A 17,868-nucleotide genomic window follows, 5' to 3' on the forward strand; every position below is an offset into this window, starting at 1 on the left:
AGCCATTATGATAACTGCCATTATTCGCTGGTCTGTTAGCAATCGCTTTTTTGTGTTGTTGCTTACATTAATTTTACTTGGTGGAGGATTGTTTGCGGTAAAAAATACTCCCGTGGATGCCTTGCCTGACTTATCTGATGTTCAGGTCATTATAAAAACCACTTACCCGGGGCAAGCACCGCAAGTAGTGCAAGACCAAGTTACATTTCCGCTCACCACAGCAATGCTTTCTGTGCCGGGTGCACAAACTGTAAGGGGTTTTTCGTTTTTTGGTGACTCGTACGTTTACGTTATTTTTGATGAAAAAACTGATTTGTATTGGGCGCGTAGCCGAGTACAAGAATACCTAAGCCAAGCAGCAAACCGATTGCCCGATAGCGCTACGCCAGAGCTTGGCCCTGATGCAACAGGCGTAGGTTGGATTTACTTATACGCACTAGTTGATAAAACAAATAAACACGATATTAGTCAGCTACGAAGTTTACAAGATTGGTTTTTAAAGTTTGAGCTACAAACCGTGCCTGGAGTCTCTGAAGTAGCTGCTGTTGGTGGCATGGTTAAGCAATACCAAGTCAATGTAGAGCCTGATAAATTACGTGCTTATGGTATCCCGCTTAGCCTTATTCAAACGGCTATTCAACAAGGCAACCAAGAGATGGGTGCCTCAGTAGTTGAAATGGCTGAAGCTGAATACATGGTAACAAGCACCGGCTACATTAAGAGTGTTGCCGACTTGGAAGCTATTCCGCTTGGCGTAAACGCTAATGGTACTGCGCTGCAATTGCGTGATGTAGCTGATATTCGAGTCGGACCGCAAATGCGCCGTGGTGTAGCAGAGCTAAATGGCGAAGGTGAAGTAACCGGCGGCATTGTTATTATGCGCTATGGCGAAAATGCACAAAAAACCATTGAACTCGTAAAAGCAAAGTTAGAATCGCTTAAAAAGGGATTACCAGAGGGCGTTGAAATAGTCCCTGTGTACGATCGTTCCAACTTAATAAATAACGCGGTAGATAATCTAACAAGTAAGCTAATTGAAGAGCTTATTGTAGTTGCCTTAGTGTGTGTGGTGTTTTTATTTCATGTGCGCTCATCACTTGTAGCGATTATTACGTTACCGCTTGGAATTTTAACGGCATTTATAATTATGTATTGGCAGGGGATTAACGCCAATATTATGTCTTTAGGGGGGATTGCAATAGCCATAGGCGCAATGACCGATGGCGCTATCGTCATGATTGAAAATATGCATAAGCATATGGAAAAAACGCCCCTTACCAACGAAAATCGCTGGGAAGTTGTGGCTAAATCGGCGAGTGAAGTAGGACCTGCATTATTTTTTAGTTTATTAATTATTACCGTCAGCTTTATGCCGGTATTTATTTTAGAAGCGCAAGAAGGGCGTATGTTTGCGCCACTGGCTTACACTAAAACCTATGCTATGGCAGCGTCTGCTGGGCTTGCGATTACCTTAGTGCCGGTATTAATGGGCTACTTTATTAGAGGTAAAGTCATTTCGGAGCAAAAAAATCCAGTTAACCGATTACTTGTTGCAGCGTATCGCCCACTACTTAACTGGGTGCTTAAATTTCCAAAAATGACATTGGTACTCGCGGTGGTTGTTTCTGTTATTGGCTTTTACCCGGTAAACAAAATAGGCAGTGAATTTATTCCGCCACTCGATGAGGGCGATTTAATGTATATGCCCACAACGTATCCAGGTTTATCGGTAGGTAAAGCGCGCGAAATACTACAGCAAACCGACAAGTTAATTGCCACAGTACCCGAGGTTAAAACGGTTTTTGGTAAAGTAGGGCGAGCAGAAACTGCAACAGATCCTGCACCTCTTACAATGATAGAGACGTTTATTCAGCTAAAGCCAAAAGACGAATGGCGCGAGGGTATGACTCTTGAAAAACTTAAAAAAGAACTCGACGGTTTGGTTAAGTTTCCTGGGTTGACGAATGCGTGGGTAATGCCAATTAAAACGCGTATTGATATGCTTGCAACGGGTATTAAAACCCCTGTGGGAATTAAAGTTGCGGGACCAAAGTTGAGTGAAATTCAAAAAATTGGTCAACAAATAGAAGTGCTTTTAAAAGATGTGCAAGGCACCGCATCGGTTTACTCAGAGCGAGTGGCAGGTGGACGTTATATAAAAGTAGATATCAACAGAGAAAAAGCCGCGCGTTATAGTTTAAACATTAGCGACGTACAACAAGTTGTATCTACTGCAATAGGTGGTACAAACGTAACACAAACGGTAGAAGGGCAAGAACGCTATCCTGTTAATTTACGTTATCCACAAGCATACAGAGACTCGCCAGAAGAGCTAATGTTGTTACCTATTGTAACGCCTACTGGGCAGCGTATAGCACTTGCTGATGTAGCTGATGTATTTATTGAAGATGGACCGCCAGGTATAAAAAGCGAAAATGCGCGCTTAAACGGTTGGAGCTTTATTGATATAGACGGCGTTGATATAGGTACTTACGTTGAGCACGCTCAGCAAGTGCTCGATAAAGACCTAATACTACCTGCTGGCTACTCAATTACGTGGGCTGGGCAGTACGAATATATGCAACGTGCTAAAGACAAACTGACTTATGTATTACCACTTACATTAGCAATAATTATTGTATTGCTTTACCTTAATTTTAGAAGCTTTGCTGAGGTCTCTATCATTATTGCTACATTGCCATTGGCGATGATTGGTGGCATATGGTTAATGTATTTAGAGGGCTTTAACTTTTCAGTTGCAGTAGGAGTAGGCTTTATTGCCTTAGCCGGTGTTGCGGTAGAAATAGGGGTCATTATGTTGGTGTATTTAAACCAAGCCTATCAAGAAAAGTGCCTCGAAGCAGAGCAAGCCGGAAAACCGCTTAGCTTAGTGCAATTACAGCAAGCCATTATTGAAGGTGCAGGACTTCGAGTACGCCCGGTTATGATGACTGTCGCGACCATTATTATCGGTTTATTACCTGTACTTTATGGTACAGGCACCGGAAGCGAAGTAATGAGCCGAATAGCAGCCCCTATGGTTGGCGGCATGGGCAGTGCAATTGTACTCACCTTACTTGTTATTCCTGCTGTTTACTTGCTGTGGCGCAAACAAGGACTTAAATAATAACAAAACGATAGAGCAATGCCGTTATTACCCGCGCATTGCTCTATAAAAATTACCTATAATTTGTAAGTTGTTCTATTAAATAGCGAGTTATTACTCATATTTAAATTAACCAACTGTTTTTAAATAGCTTTTTAATTGGCACGCTTTACGCAGTGTATTACCTATACAGTCAACTAAGTAAGGAATGCACATGCAAGTTAAAACAATTAAAGAGGTATACGATTGGACCGTTTTGTTTCATACGCAAATGGCGGCTAATTTCTATAGCGTAAAGGATTTACTCGATGAACATAATGCAATGCTGGTGGACTATTACCTAAATTACGAAAAAAAACTCGCTGAAGATTTAGTCGGGTTTAAAGCGATAACCGAAATAAATACGCTCGATACGTACAGTTATGAATACTTTGCTAAAAATCCTGAACTAATTACCTTTGAAGATATTAGTAAAGATCAGCAATTCGATGAGCAAGTTATTCAAGGCTATTTAGCACAGCAGCATCAAAAAGTGATTGAGCTATATGAATACTTACTTGAACGCGCCGAAACCGAAAGTGGGCAAGAAAAGCTTCAACAAATACTAGAGCTTGAAAAGCAAGGTATAAAGCAAATGATGCAAAGTACTAATCGTCATATGGATATGTAGCTTTACAAAAGAGCAGGGTTACTGAGTCTATCTTGCTCTTATTAGCTTTAAGGTGATTATTTAAAATAGCTGATGTTTACATCGGCTTATTTTATGTCTGCGTTAAATAACCTGCAGAGCATTTTGATGAGACTAAAATAACATGCGTGTCAGTTGTATGACACGCACAAAGGGAGGTTAAACTTCTTCCGTATCTACAATTAAATCACTTGTAATTGATTCCAATGCTTCAATAACTTCGTCTTTATCCATACCATTTGGCAAAGTAACGGTAGCAACAGCGCTAAAAATAGGCACTCCCCAATTAGGTGCACTTTGTTGTCTTGAATTTAAGTGAGTAATATTAGCGCCTTTATGGCGTATTACACTTGCCAATTCTTGAACAATACCAGGACGGTCGTTACCTGTTATGACTAAATTAATTTTTTCAAGAGACGAAGACTCAACTTCTGTATTACCTGTTTCTATACGTACGTCTAATTTGGGTAATGTACTTAATGCAATTTGTAATGCTTGAAAATGCTCTTCTGCTACCTCAAGTTGTATAATGCCTGCAAAATGACCTAGTAAATGACTTAAGTTACTACTAAGCCAGTTACCATTATTTTTTAACACAACCGATGAAATAGTTTCCACTAAACCGGGACGATCTTTTCCTAATATAGTTATAACCAACTGCTTCATAAATAATTCTCTTTTTAAGCCCAAAGAAAGTAAATGCATAGGCATTAAGTATGTTGTCTAATTTAAATTGTGTTGTCGCAATTTTTTATAAGTATTTGATTTTAAATTAATAAAAATGGATATAGTTGTGTTGACTATACGCAGTGTTAATAATCATTATTATTTACTAAGTACTCTTTTAGTATTGACCTCGATAAATACTTTGTCCAATTATTTTATAATTTAGTTCACTTATAAATTATCCATTTGAAGCTAATTTAGAGTTTTCCCTCGCTAGTTTTATTTAAAACCGTTTTAAAGTGCTTATTGTTACCGTTGTAACATTACTGTCATCTTGATGAAATATAATTTATACAACGTTAAGATATAAAGGTGTTTTGATGACTTCCAATCCGAATAAACCGACTTTTAATGCGGATCGAAGCCGTCTAATTAAAGATCGGGTTGCCAAGTTTGGCATAACCGCAGGCGGAGTAATGGTATTAATAGCGCTGCTATTAATCTTCTTTTACCTTCTTTATGTAGTACAGCCAATTTTTGAATCAGCTAAAGTTGAAAAGCGCGATAGCTTAAATATTACGAATGCAGAACAAATAGTAGGTTTAGGTGTTGAAGAACAAACCGAGGTTGCTTATTTATTAAGTCAGCAAGGTAAAGTTGATTTTTATAATGTCGAAAAAGAGCATTTTGGCAAAAAGCTTAAAACACTTGATATAGCACTTCCAAGCGAAGTAAGCAGCTTTGCAACAAGCGCGCCGTTTCAAGGGCAATATGCATATGGTTTAGAAAACGGCACTGTAATGGTAGTCGTACCTAAATTTTTGGTTACATTTCCAAATAACGAACGCAAACTAACGCCACGAGTTGATTATCCGTTAGGTGAAATGGGGTTAGAAGTAGACGAGCAAGGTGCGGCAATAACGCGTTTTGCATTTAGTCATTATGAAGACAAAACAGCGGTTGTGGCGCTAACTGCCGATAAGCGTGTTTTATTTAGTAGCTTTATTGCTGAAGAAAATATGTTTAGTGGTGAAGTTGAGTGGGTTGTAGAGCGTACAGAGCTTGATGTTGAAGGTCGTGTAGATGAGCTTTTAATGTCACCAGACACCACTCGTGTGTTTGTTCGCTCGGCTAATCAAGTTTATGTATACGATACACGTGATCCAAGTGAGATAGAGCAAATTCAGTTACTTTCGGCTAACGAAGAAAATGCAAACATTGTATCGGCACAACTGCTAGCAGGCGCAAACTCACTTATGCTTGCTAACGACAACGGTGAGATTTCGCAGTGGTTTGAAGTAAACACCGATACGGGACGTGAATACCAAAAAATACGTTCGTTTGAAACAACTAAGCAAAGTAAGCTAAATATATTTACTGAATTTTACCGTCGTACTTTTTTTACTACCGGCAATAATGGTGAGCTAGGTGTGTATTACACAACGAGCGAAGCAAAATTATGGCAGGGTAAAGTAAGTGAAGGTGCAATTAAGCACTTTGCAATTGCACCGCGTTCAAATGCAGCGTTAATTTTAGCTGACAACAAGCTAACCGTATTAGAAATTCATAACGAGCATCCAGAAGTAACATGGTCAGCACTTTGGCAAGAAGTGTGGTACGAAGGTTACCCTGAGCCTGGTTATATTTGGCAATCAACATCAGCCAGTGATGACTTTGAATCTAAGTTTTCGTTAGTGCCTATATCTTTTGGTACTTTAAAGGCGGCTTTTTATGCCATGCTTTTTGCTGTACCTATTGCGCTTTCGGCAGCAATTTACACAGCATACTTTATGTCGAGCAAATTACGTAAAGTGGTTAAACCTACCGTTGAAATTATGGAAGCATTACCAACGGTTATTTTAGGTTTTTTAGCGGGTCTTTGGTTAGCACCATTAATAGAAGAACATTTACCTGCAATTGTTGGCTTACTCATACTATTACCTCTAGGTATGTTAGCGACAGGTTTAGCCTGGACTAAATTGCCAGCAAAAATTCGTCATAAAATTCCTGAAGGTTCTCATTCAATTATCCTTATTCCGGTTGTTTTATTTATTGGTTGGCTTTCGTTTGCTATGAGCGGAGTTGTTGAACTTTGGATGTTTGATGGCAATGTACGTCAATACTTAACGAACGAGCTAGGTATGACGTTCGATCAGCGTAACTCGCTGGTAGTTGGTATTGCGATGGGTTTTGCGGTTATTCCTACCATATTTTCGATTGCTGAAGATGCCGTATTTAGTGTGCCTAAGCACTTATCAAATGGTTCATTAGCATTAGGTGCAACGCAGTGGCAAACACTGGTACGCGTTATTTTATTAACGGCAAGCCCTGGTATTTTCTCTGCTGTAATGATGGGACTTGGTCGCGCAGTTGGCGAAACCATGATTGTATTAATGGCAACAGGTAATACACCTATTATGGATTGGAGCATCTTTCAGGGTATGCGTACGCTTGCAGCAAATATTGCGGTTGAAATGCCAGAATCGGAAGTAGGCAGTTCACACTATAGAATATTGTTCTTGGCAGCATTTGTACTATTCATATTCACCTTTATTTTCAACACAATCGCTGAATTTGTTCGTCAGCAATTGCGTGAAAAATACAGCTCAATGTAAGTGGAGAGACACGACATGGTAAAGCAGTGGTTTAGGTCTGGTTCTCCTTGGATTTGGATGACCGGTGGTGCAGTGAGCATCAGTTTAATTTCGGTTTTAGGTTTATTAGCAATGATAGCCTGGAAAGGATTAAGTTTTTTTTGGCCTTCAGAGGTTATGCAGTATGAGCTTGAAGGGTCAATTGCAAAACAAACCGTTATTGGTGAAGTATATGACCGTGAAATGGTGCCAAAAGAGCGTTTAGCAGCAACAGGCGTTGATGTTTCGGCATTCGATAAAGAAGAATTTGAGCGTTTACTAATTAAAACGGGTAACCGTGAATACGTAGATTTAGATTTTCGTTGGATATTAGAAACTGACATAAAAGAAAAGTCGACTCCAGCAGCGCTTGCAGTATTTGAGCGAAGTAAAAATGGTAACTTTTATGGCTATGTTGAAAGCGTAATTAAAGATGGTCAGATTGTTACTGGCGATAAGGTTACAACTTTACATGATCTTGTTGAGCGCGCAGTTGATTTAAATGATGAAGCACTTGATTTACAAAATGGCGACATTGGGCATATCAACTATGAACTTGAGCGCTTACGTTTAAAAGAGAAAAGCTATTTACTTGATAACGAATTAACAGATGAGCGCGTTGCTGAGCTTGCTCAATCGCGAGCAGATTTACGTGCGCAGTATGGTGTACTTGAAGAAGAGTTATTTGCTCTTCGTAAGCAAGCTAAACGTGACCATGTAACTGTAAAAGATATGCGCGGCGAAATTGTTACTATTCCAATGTATCAAGTACTCGATGTTTGGTTTCCGAACGATATGGGCTTTTTTGCAAAGTTAGGTCATTACTTTATACAGTTAGGTAAGTTTGTATCAGATGACCCACGTGAAGCTAATACCGAAGGTGGCGTATTTCCAGCAATATTTGGCACTGTGTTCATGGTTATGTTAATGGCTGTAATTGTGACGCCATTTGGTGTGGTTGCTGCTATTTACTTACATGAATATGCAGCTAAAAATGCAGTCACTAAAATGATACGCATTGCGGTAATTAATTTAGCCGGTGTGCCGTCTATTGTCTATGGTGTATTTGGTTTAGGATTTTTTGTATATATGCTTGGTGGTAGCTTAGACCAATTATTTTATCCAGAATCGTCGCCAACCCCTGTGTTTGGTACACCTGGTGTTATGTGGTCGGCATTAACGCTCGCTATATTAACGTTGCCTGTTGTTATTGTATCGACTGAAGAAGGTCTATCTCGAATTCCAAGTACAGTACGTGATGGTTCATTAGCGCTAGGCGCTACAAAAGTTGAAACGTTATGGCGTATTGTTATTCCAATGGCAAGTCCTGCAATTATGACTGGTTTAATACTGGCTGTTGCACGTGCTGCAGGTGAAGTTGCCCCATTGATGTTGGTAGGTGTTGTAAAAATGGCACCAACGTTACCGCTTGATGGCAACTTCCCGTACTTTCACTTAGATAGAAAGTTCATGCACTTAGGTTTTCATATTTACGATGTTGGCTTCCAAAGCCCTAATGTTGAAGCGGCGCGTCCGCTAGTATATGCAACGGCATTTTTATTAGTGACGGTGATTATTACTCTCAACATAACTGCTATTGGTATACGTAATCACTTACGTGAAAAATACAGATCGCTTGAACACTAATTAGTAAAGAATTTATAGGTAACAAACATGATTACAGTGGCTCCAAAAGTAAACCAAGCTAATAAAAGCTTAAAGTTAGACTTAGATAACTTAACTGATGACCAAAAAGCGTTAGAGATTAAAGACCTCGATCTTTACTACGGTGACAAGCAGGCGCTTAATAAAGTAAATATGAATATTCCTAAAGGTCAGGTAACGGCGTTTATCGGTCCATCGGGTTGTGGTAAATCAACGCTTTTACGTTGTATCAACCGCATGAACGATTTAGTGGATATTTGCCGAATTGAAGGTGAAATTATACTTCATGGTCAAAATATTTATGATAAAAGCGTAGATGTAGCAGCGCTTCGCCGTAACGTAGGCATGGTATTTCAGCGTCCAAATCCATTCCCAAAATCAATCTATGAGAATGTGGTATATGGTCTACGCTTACAAGGTATAAAAGAGAAACGTAAACTTGATGAAGTGGTAGAGCAATCACTTCGTGGTGCCGCTTTGTGGGACGAGGTAAAAGATAGGTTACACGATAGTGCCTTTGGTCTATCGGGTGGTCAACAGCAGCGTTTGGTTATTGCTCGCTCAATTGCAATTGAGCCAGAAGTGCTTTTATTAGATGAACCTACATCGGCACTTGATCCAATTTCTACTTTAGTAATTGAAGAGCTTATAAACGATTTAAAAAACAAATTTACCGTTGTTATTGTTACGCACAACATGCAACAAGCAGCGCGTGTGTCTGATCAAACTGCCTTTATGTATATGGGTGAGCTTATTGAATATTCAGATACAAATACTTTATTCACAACGCCAAACAAGAAAAAGACTGAAGATTATATTACCGGTCGTTACGGCTAGTTAGTACGTTATAGCGTGTTGTAAAAGTTTAAGAGAGAAAGTAATTATGGAACATAATATTAATAAGCACATTTCTGGTCGTTTTAACCAAGAACTAGAAAATGTACGTAATCATGTATTAAGCATGGGTGGTTTAGTAGAACAGCAACTAAACAGCGCACTTGATGCAGTTAGTCGTAATGATGCGGAACTTGCGCAAAAAGTACGTGAAAACGATTACAAAGTAAATGCAATGGAAGTGAGTATTGACGAAGAATGTACGCGCATTATTGCTCGTCGCCAACCTGCAGCTAGCGATTTACGCTTGGTTGTTGCAATTGCCAAGACGATAGCCGATTTAGAGCGAATTGGTGATGAAGCAAAACGAATTGCAAAAGTTGCACTAGACTCATTTACTAAAGATCAACAAGACTTATTAGTAAATATTGAGAATATGGGACGCCAAGTTTTAAAAATGCTTCACGATGTTCTTGATGCATTTGCTCGTATGGATGTGCAACGTGCATTTCAAGTTCATAAAGAAGATGCCAAGGTAGATAGAGAGTATGAAGCCATTACACGTCAAATAATGACCTATATGATGGAAGATCCACGCTCAATCCCGAAAATTATGGACTTAGTTTGGTCTGTTCGTTCATTAGAACGTATAGGCGATCGCTGCCAGAATATTGCTGAATACATTATATATTTTGTAAATGGCAAAGATATTCGCCATACATCTCAAGAAGATATAGAAAAATCATTGTAGATTTCATTATTTCGTTCTTTTGTATTAAAGCGACCTTGTGTCGTTTTATGCATTGTAAGCGCAAGTAGAACAATAAAAAGCGTTCACAAACGTTGTGAATGCTGTAAAATTCATGCCGCAAAGCATATCAATTTGATTAAAGGATCAGTTATGCCTACAAACGCGTTTCTAGGAGTGTTTGCAAAATCTCCTATCAAACCAATGGAAGAACACATCAAGAAGGTTCATCAAGCAAGTAAAGCTTTGATACCTTTTTTTAATCACGTATTTAAAGAAGAATGGGTACAGGCTGAAGAGCTTCGTATCACTATTCGTAATTTAGAGCGTGAAGCCGATGATATGAAAAGAGATATACGTTTACAATTACCGCGTGGTTTATTCATGCCGGTAGAGCGTACAGATCTGCTCGAACTAGTAACCCAACAAGATAAAATTGCTAACAAAGCAAAAGACATTGCTGGTCGTGTGATTGGTCGAGAAATGACCATTCCAAAAGTAATGCAAGCAGACTTTTTAACTTACTTAAATCGTTGTGTTGATGCGACAAAACAAGCATCAAAAGCAATTAATGAGTTAGAAGAGTTGTTAGAAACGGGTTTTAAAGGTCGAGAAGTGACCTTAGTAGAAAAAATGTTAGTTGAATTGGATGCCATAGAACAAGACACGGATGAAATGCAGATAAAAATACGCCGCCAACTACGTGCAGTAGAAGGTGAGTTAAACCCAATAGATGTTATGTTCTTATACAAAATAATTGAATGGGTTGGCGAGCTTGCAGATATTGCAGAGCGCGTAGGATCACGTCTTGAGCTGATGTTAGCTCGTTAATTTACACTCAGTTCAATCACGAAAGATTAAGGTTTTACAATGGATATCATTGCATCTTACGGCACGGTATTAATTTTAATTGCCGCAGCAGTCGGCTTTTTTATGGCTTATGGTATTGGCGCGAATGACGTAGCTAACGCCATGGGTACATCAGTAGGTTCTAAAGCGTTAACGATAAAACAAGCTATTTTTATAGCGATGATTTTTGAATTTGCAGGCGCTTACTTAGCTGGTGGAGAAGTAACATCGACAATTCGTAAAGGAATTATCGACGCAACACCATTTTTAGATATTCCAGAACTGATGGTTTTGGGTATGATCTCGTCTTTATTCGCAGCAGGCGCTTGGCTATTAATGGCTTCATTTTTAGGCTGGCCGGTTTCGACTACTCATTCAATTATTGGTGCAATCATCGGTTTCGCTCTTGTTGCAGTGGGCACTGAAGCGATTCAATGGGATAAAGTTGGTGGTATTGTTGGTAGTTGGATTATAACCCCAGCTATATCTGGCTTTATTGCATACTTAATATTTATGAGTGCACAAAAACTTATTTTTAATACTGATGCACCGCTAAAAAATGCTAAACGCTATGTACCACTTTATATGGGTTTAGCTGGCTTTATTATGGCTTTGGTTACAATTAAAAAAGGTTTAAAGCACGTTGGTGTAGACCTAGGCGCAGTTGAAGGGTATGCCTTAGCAATTGCTGTAGCAGTTGTTGTTGGTATAATTGGTAAGATTGCTATCTCTCGCTTAAACATTGACCCTAAAGCAGACAAACAAATGCAGTTCAACAATGTTGAAAAAGTATTTGCTGTATTAATGGTATTAACTGCATGTTGTATGGCTTTTGCACATGGTTCTAACGATGTTGCAAATGCAATTGGTCCACTAGCTGCTGTAGTAAACATTGTTGAAAACAACGGTGAAATTGCTAAGAAAGCTGCTATTGCTTGGTGGATTCTACCTCTAGGTGGTTTTGGTATTGTTGCTGGTCTTGCTATTTTAGGTAAAAAAGTAATTAAAACGATTGGTGAAGGTATTACACATTTAACACCTAGCCGTGGTTTTGCTGCTGAACTAGCTGCTGCTTCAACAGTTGTTATTGCATCTGGTACCGGTATGCCAATTTCTACTACTCAAACCTTAGTTGGCGCGGTATTAGGTGTAGGTATGGCACGTGGAATTGGTGCTCTTAATATGGGCGTTATCAGAAACATTGTAGTTTCTTGGGTAATTACATTGCCAGTTGGTGCTGCCCTTGCTATTGTTATTTTCTACGTACTAAGAACCGCTTTTGGGGTTTAACAAAAAAGTACTCAAAGACTTTTAGCTTGAAAAGATCTCAATGCCCTAGGTGTTGGGGTCTTTTTATTTGTGGAAAGAAAAAATGACTAATCTTCCAAGTATTAAACAACTACAGTATTTATTGGCTGTACATCAGCATCAACACTTTGGTCGCGCAGCAAGTGCATGCTTTATTGGACAATCTACCTTAAGCAGCGCTATTCAAAACCTCGAAGAAACTTTGGGTTGTCAGCTTATTGAACGCGAAAATCGCAGCCTTATGTTTACCAGTATTGGTGAGGAAGTAGTAGAGCGCTCTCGTAAAATAATTAACGATACAATTAGTTTAAAAGAGCTTACTAAAAGCTTTTTAACACCACTAAGTGGCAAACTCACCGTTGGTGTAATACCAACTATAGCGAGCTTTATAGCCGCTCCTTTGTATCATTTTTGCAAAGAAACCTTTTGTGATTTAGAACTTATATTAATAGAAGACACAAGCGATAAGCTGCTCGATAAGCTTGAGCATGGTCATATCGATTTAGCACTATTAGCTTTGCCTTATGAAACTGATAAATTTCATACGCAAGTTCTCGCAAAAGATCAGTTTAGTTTAGTGCATCATAAAAATTATACCGCTGCAAAAGACGTAGTAGACTTTAACCTCTTACCAGAGGCTAGCGTATTCTTATTAGAGCGTGAGCACTGTATGACAGGCCATGCGCTTAGTGCGTGTCATTTAAATCGTGCTAGTTGTATTAATCCATTTGAAGCGGCAAGCTTACACACATTACTTAGCATGGTTGAGTATCAACTAGGGGTAACTTTTTTACCTCAGATGGCAATTAATGCCGGAATTTTAGAAAATAAGAATATGGTGGCAACACCATCACAAAGTGATGCATACCGAGATATTGGTATTTTGTGGCGTAAAACGACAGGGCGAATTCGTGATTTTAAATTGTTTAGCCAACAGCTTGAGTTATTTTTAAAGCATCAATGTAGCTTAGATTTTACCAAAACAGAGTAATATTAATTAAAGGTAGCTATTAAAATATTACTTGCTGTAATAATGATTACTTACTTTATAGAATTAGTATAATTTAAAAAGTAGAGCAGCCTATAAAGGCTGCTTTTGTTCATGGGAATGGCTTTCAAAAGGTTCTAGTTCAGGTAAAAATAATAAGTAAATCCAAACTACTAAGTTAAAATAAGGTATGCATCCCAATATGGTAAATACTTTAACAGGGTAGCCTTTAATACATGCGTAACGGTAACATTGGTAAGCAATGGTAAAGTGAATAATCAGTAATAAAATAACTAATTGCATCATACCTTTCTCCTTAAAACTCAAAGTAGCAGTAAGCTCATCATCATAGTTATGTACTGATAAGTGGTAATGTCACTTCTTTAACATGTAATACATTAAAGTGCGTGACATTTGTTGAGCAGTAAGGAAAGTATAGGTAAGAAAGGTAATAATGGTAGTAATAAAATGCTTAAAATTGTTTAATAATGTTTATTGTTAGCTAGGTTATTGTTGGTAAAAAGTTTTATTGTTTAAAACTTTTTCAAGCTCCGCTTTTACTTTTTCAACAGGGATTGGGCGCGCTATAAAGTAGCCTTGCCCGTAATCTACACCAATCTCCTTTAGTGCGAAAAATATTTCTTTATTTTCAACATATTCCGCTACAGAGCGTTTATCGAGTGAGCGACTTATATCGTTAATGGCTTTAACTAATGCTAGGTCTATAGGATCATTTAGCATGTCACGTACAAACGAGCCATCAATTTTTACATGCTGTGCAGGTAATTGCTTTAGATAATTAAAAGTACTAAAGCCTGTTCCAAAGTCATCAATCGAAAAGTGACAGCCTAAGCTATTAAGCTTTTCGATCATTTTGCGTGTTGCCTTTAAGTTATTAATGCTTGCTGATTCGGTTATTTCAAAAATAATACGGCTAGGTGATACTTGGTACTTTGCTAAATTCGATTCTATAAGAGGCAGTAATCGTTCATCTAAAAATGATTGAGCGGATAGGTTAATTGCCACCTGGTTGAGTTCTGGGTGTTTTGATACACATTCAATAGCGTTACGAATAACGCACTGATCCATTAAAAATGTATCATTTAACATCTCTAATGAGGGAATAAATTGGTCAGGGTATATCAGCTTATCATTAAGCTTTAAGCGCAGAAGGGCTTCAAAATAAGCAACTCTACTTTCTTTGAAATCCCATATTGGTTGATAATGAAGTTCTATATTATCTTGTTTTAGCGCTTGGCGAATTTCATGACCCCACTCTAAACCCGTTTGCAGCGTGTTATTTTGTGCATCTTCTTTGCAATAACAGTGAACTAAATTACGACCTAAATTTTTAGCAATATATAGTGCGATATCAGCTTGTTTTAAACATTCATTAGGGTCGCAATTTTTTGATGTTATTTGAGCTAAACCAATAGAACAGCTTATTGTATAAACTTGATCGTCTGATTTAAAAGCATGTTTTTCGATTGCGCTACATACGCCCTCAGCAACCAAGTGCGCCTCAAGTAAGTTCATATTGGTTAAGATTACAGCAAATTCATCTCCACCAATTCGGCAAACAAGATGTTCATCGCCAATATTTTCTTTAAACAACCTTGCCGCTTCTTTTAAAACAATATCGCCTTGGTGATGACCTTGACTGTCATTTATTATTTTAAAATGATCAAGATCGATATAAATTAAAGCATGTTCGATATTTGAGTGTGTATGTTTAGGTTGGCATATACGATTAAGTTGTTGGTCAAAGTAATAGCGATTGTGTAAACCGGTAAGAGTGTCGTGCAATGCTAAATGACGCAGTTGTAGTTCAGCTTGCTTTCGTTCATGAATATTATCGATTGTCGCTGTAATAGTGGCATTATTATGGCTGTTTTTAATAAGCTGTAGCCTGCATTCAACCCAAATTTTACTACCATTCTTTTGATTTATTTTAACTTCAATCTGTTGTTTTTGTTCACCACCGTGCAGAATATCATTTATTGTACTTTGTAATTTTTGTCGACACTCGTCAGTACAAAAATCAGTTAATGATCTCTGTAAAGACGTTTTCACGCCAAACCCGCTTAGTGTTTCCCATGCTGGGTTTATAAAGCGAATATGACCTTGCTGATCAAGCTCAAGCACAACTGTATTTAAATGTAATAAAATACGTTGGTGGGCAGAGAACAACTCTTTATATTTTACTTCGCTTAAGCTTAGTTGTTCTACTTTATGAGCAAACTCAGCATAGCTGACCATAAAATCTTCGCGGCGAGCAGCGTGATCACATACTTTATTTAAAAAAGAAGAGTCGTAAGGGGCGCGAATAAAATCAGTAACGCCAGATAGTAAAAGTCGCTCGGCATAGTCGGCATCAGCATTATCTATAATTGTCACAATGGCTTGTTTAGAGTTGTGTTGCAGAATGTTTTCTACTAACACGCTAGCTCTATCAGCTCTGTCTGCAGTGGCATCTAAAAGTACTATTGCAAATTGTTGTTGGTTATAAGCATTAAGAGCTGATTTACATGATGTTACATGTGTAATTGCAAAATTTAGTTTGAGTTCTTCACTGATGCTATCGGCTTTGCTTTGAAGTGGCTCTAATAATAATAGGTTTAATCTACTGCTTTTTTCTAAATGAGTTGACAGTACATTAGCTAAAACCTGTGGCAACATGTCTTGATGTTCAAAAGGTAATACTGCATCAATACCATAACTGCGTGCCGTTGTTTCAGCTATTCGCTCGCAATAGATAGGGGGAATAAGTAATATTGGCGTATTTTTAGGGGTTTTTAATAAGCCTGAACGAATCATTCGTGAAAAGCGCCAACCATCAATTTTACCAACATTTAGCCCAGTAATAATAATATCGACAGGTTGTTGTTTTAAGATTTTTAAAGCTTGTTGGCTGTCTTGCGCTTCAATAAAATTAAATACATTTAAATTATTTAAAGTGGTACGAATAGTACGTCGTTCAGCACTACTTGCATTTAATATTAGCAACTTAAGCTGATTTTCCACGTGCTGGGTACTCCTACCAAAACTTAAAATTATTTAACGAAGTTAGAGTAATGATATTTTTTGATAAGAACAAGGTAATTCAGCGTAAGTACATATTTAAAATACTTTTTTTAAATTAATAGAAGTTAGACCGATTTCTTGAGCTTAATACACGATAGTTATACACTTGGCGCGATTTTAAATGATGTGGATAACCGATTATGCGCGTGGCTGATTTTAGCTTTGACTTACCTGATGAATTAATAGCTCGTTTTCCTAAAGCGGATCGAACGAGTAGTCGCTTATTTAGTCTCGATGGACCAAGTGGATTGGTTGAGCACAAAGTATTTAGCGACATACTTGAATTAGTAAATGAAAATGACTTATTGGTGTTTAATAACACCAGAGTAATACCTGCACGCATGTTTGGTCAAAAAGCGTCTGGCGGCAAAGTTGAAGTGCTAGTAGAGCGAGTGCTTGATGAGCATCGTGTACTTGCGCATGTGCGCGCAAGCAAATCATTGAAACCAGGCAACGAAGTCATTCTTGAAGGTAAAGCAAAAGCAGTTATGGTTGCGCGTCACGATACATTATTTGAGCTTGAGTTTGATCATAGTCAAAATGTTCTCGACATACTGAACGATATTGGTCATATGCCATTACCGCCGTACATAGACCGTCCAGACAATGAAGCAGACCGTGAGCGCTATCAAACAGTTTATGGTGAAAAACCAGGTGCTGTAGCAGCCCCTACTGCTGGCTTGCATTTTGATGATAAGTTAATGGCAGCGCTTAAAAGTAAAGGCGTTCAAATGGCTTTTGTTACTCTGCACGTTGGTGCTGGTACGTTTCAGCCTGTACGAGTTGACAGTGTTGATGAACATATTATGCACTCAGAGTATATAGAAGTACCTGATGAAGTTGTTGATGCAGTGGCGCAAACTAAAGCTCGAGGCGGTCGAGTTATTGCTATAGGTACAACGTCGGTTCGTTCATTAGAGTCTGCAGCAAAGGTACATGGCGGTAAATTAGATACTTACTTTGGTGATACAGATATATTTATCTACCCGGGTTATCAGTTTAACGTTGTTGATGCCATGATAACTAATTTTCACTTACCAGAATCAACACTTATTATGCTTGTTAGTGCATTTAGCGGGCAAGACAACATAATGAATGCATACAACACCGCGATTGAAAAACAATATCGCTTTTTTAGTTATGGTGATGCAATGTTTTTAACTCGTAAGTAATTAAGCTCAACCAAAATGATTAAAAACCCCAGCAACGTTGTTGGGGTTTGTGTTTAGGATAGTTAATCGAGATCGAATTCACCGCAGCTAATAGTATTAACTTAGCAAAAAGGGTAGAATCGAGCGG

The 17,868-nt window shown here is 38.3% G+C and carries 13 protein-coding genes; 10 read left to right on the plus strand and 3 right to left on the minus strand.

The genetic code is table 11. The features are described from left to right. The first annotated feature begins 7 nt into the window (after positions 1-7). Positions 8-3,127 (plus strand): efflux RND transporter permease subunit, encoded by a 3,120-nt coding sequence (locus L647_RS0106620; RefSeq protein ID WP_024610467.1) that lies wholly within the window; start codon positions 8-10, stop codon positions 3,125-3,127. 193 nt (positions 3,128-3,320) lie between these two features. After that, complete coding sequence (locus L647_RS0106625) at positions 3,321-3,776, plus strand: hypothetical protein (protein WP_024610468.1); 456 nt, start codon at positions 3,321-3,323, stop codon at positions 3,774-3,776. Positions 3,777-3,953: 177 nt separating this feature from the next. Here L647_RS0106625 and L647_RS0106630 read toward each other — a convergent pair whose 3' ends face one another. Beyond that, complete coding sequence (locus L647_RS0106630) at positions 3,954-4,460, minus strand: ACT domain-containing protein (RefSeq protein WP_024610469.1); 507 nt, start codon at positions 4,458-4,460, stop codon at positions 3,954-3,956. Between the two features lie 380 nt (positions 4,461-4,840). On the opposite strand from L647_RS0106630, the gene L647_RS0106635 reads away from it, so the two are divergent. The 7 genes from L647_RS0106635 (at position 4,841) to L647_RS0106665 (ending at position 13,488) form a co-directional block, all read left to right on the plus strand. Beyond that, entirely contained in the window at positions 4,841-7,075 is a 2,235-nt protein-coding gene (locus tag L647_RS0106635; RefSeq protein WP_024610470.1) for an ABC transporter permease subunit, read from the plus strand. A 15-nt stretch (positions 7,076-7,090) separates the two neighbouring features. Continuing rightward, positions 7,091-8,740 carry a phosphate ABC transporter permease PstA gene (pstA, locus tag L647_RS0106640; protein ID WP_024610471.1) on the plus strand — a complete coding sequence of 550 codons (1,650 nt, stop codon included), beginning with the start codon at positions 7,091-7,093 and terminating at the stop codon, positions 8,738-8,740. A 27-nt stretch (positions 8,741-8,767) separates the two neighbouring features. Beyond that, a complete protein-coding gene (gene pstB / locus L647_RS0106645; protein ID WP_024610472.1) occupies positions 8,768-9,595 on the plus strand; it encodes a phosphate ABC transporter ATP-binding protein PstB in 828 nt (275 codons plus the stop codon). A 46-nt stretch (positions 9,596-9,641) separates the two neighbouring features. Continuing rightward, positions 9,642-10,343, plus strand: coding sequence for a phosphate signaling complex protein PhoU (phoU, locus tag L647_RS0106650; RefSeq protein WP_024610473.1), 702 nt, complete (start codon positions 9,642-9,644; stop codon positions 10,341-10,343). Positions 10,344-10,493: 150 nt separating this feature from the next. Then, positions 10,494-11,171, plus strand: a complete 678-nt coding sequence (locus L647_RS0106655; RefSeq protein WP_024610474.1) for a TIGR00153 family protein — start codon at positions 10,494-10,496, stop codon at positions 11,169-11,171. A gap of 39 nt (positions 11,172-11,210) precedes the next feature. Further along, complete coding sequence (locus tag L647_RS0106660; RefSeq protein WP_024610475.1) at positions 11,211-12,479, plus strand: inorganic phosphate transporter; 1,269 nt, start codon at positions 11,211-11,213, stop codon at positions 12,477-12,479. Between the two features lie 82 nt (positions 12,480-12,561). Then, positions 12,562-13,488 (plus strand): hydrogen peroxide-inducible genes activator, encoded by a 927-nt coding sequence (locus L647_RS0106665; protein WP_024610476.1) that lies wholly within the window; start codon positions 12,562-12,564, stop codon positions 13,486-13,488. A gap of 90 nt (positions 13,489-13,578) precedes the next feature. On the opposite strand, the gene L647_RS0106670 is transcribed toward L647_RS0106665, so the two are convergent. Then, a complete protein-coding gene (locus L647_RS0106670) occupies positions 13,579-13,791 on the minus strand; it encodes a hypothetical protein (RefSeq protein ID WP_024610477.1) in 213 nt (70 codons plus the stop codon). Positions 13,792-13,992: 201 nt separating this feature from the next. Further along, positions 13,993-16,509, minus strand: a complete 2,517-nt coding sequence (locus L647_RS0106675) for an EAL domain-containing protein (RefSeq protein WP_024610478.1) — start codon at positions 16,507-16,509, stop codon at positions 13,993-13,995. A 200-nt stretch (positions 16,510-16,709) separates the two neighbouring features. Here L647_RS0106675 and queA point away from each other — a divergent pair, with 200 nt between their 5' ends. Further along, entirely contained in the window at positions 16,710-17,741 is a 1,032-nt protein-coding gene (queA, locus tag L647_RS0106680) for a tRNA preQ1(34) S-adenosylmethionine ribosyltransferase-isomerase QueA (RefSeq protein WP_024610479.1), read from the plus strand. The last annotated feature ends 127 nt before the right edge of the window (positions 17,742-17,868 follow it).

The sequence above is a fragment of the Pseudoalteromonas sp. TB64 genome, assembly GCF_000498095.1.
Classification (GTDB): domain Bacteria; phylum Pseudomonadota; class Gammaproteobacteria; order Enterobacterales; family Alteromonadaceae; genus Pseudoalteromonas.

Excerpts from the sequence above, each read along its gene's own strand:
- L647_RS0106620 (WP_024610467.1), top strand. The coding sequence starts at position 8 with ATGATAACTGCCATTATTCGCTGGTCTGTTAGCAATCGCTTTTTTGTG.
- L647_RS0106625 (WP_024610468.1), top strand. The coding sequence starts at position 3,321 with ATGCAAGTTAAAACAATTAAAGAGGTATACGATTGGACCGTTTTGTTT.
- L647_RS0106630 (WP_024610469.1), bottom strand. The coding sequence starts at position 4,460 with ATGAAGCAGTTGGTTATAACTATATTAGGAAAAGATCGTCCCGGTTTA.
- L647_RS0106635 (WP_024610470.1), top strand. The coding sequence starts at position 4,841 with ATGACTTCCAATCCGAATAAACCGACTTTTAATGCGGATCGAAGCCGT.
- pstA (WP_024610471.1), top strand. The coding sequence starts at position 7,091 with ATGGTAAAGCAGTGGTTTAGGTCTGGTTCTCCTTGGATTTGGATGACC.
- pstB (WP_024610472.1), top strand. The coding sequence starts at position 8,768 with ATGATTACAGTGGCTCCAAAAGTAAACCAAGCTAATAAAAGCTTAAAG.
- phoU (WP_024610473.1), top strand. The coding sequence starts at position 9,642 with ATGGAACATAATATTAATAAGCACATTTCTGGTCGTTTTAACCAAGAA.
- L647_RS0106655 (WP_024610474.1), top strand. The coding sequence starts at position 10,494 with ATGCCTACAAACGCGTTTCTAGGAGTGTTTGCAAAATCTCCTATCAAA.
- L647_RS0106660 (WP_024610475.1), top strand. The coding sequence starts at position 11,211 with ATGGATATCATTGCATCTTACGGCACGGTATTAATTTTAATTGCCGCA.
- L647_RS0106665 (WP_024610476.1), top strand. The coding sequence starts at position 12,562 with ATGACTAATCTTCCAAGTATTAAACAACTACAGTATTTATTGGCTGTA.
- L647_RS0106670 (WP_024610477.1), bottom strand. The coding sequence starts at position 13,791 with ATGATGCAATTAGTTATTTTATTACTGATTATTCACTTTACCATTGCT.
- queA (WP_024610479.1), top strand. The coding sequence starts at position 16,710 with ATGCGCGTGGCTGATTTTAGCTTTGACTTACCTGATGAATTAATAGCT.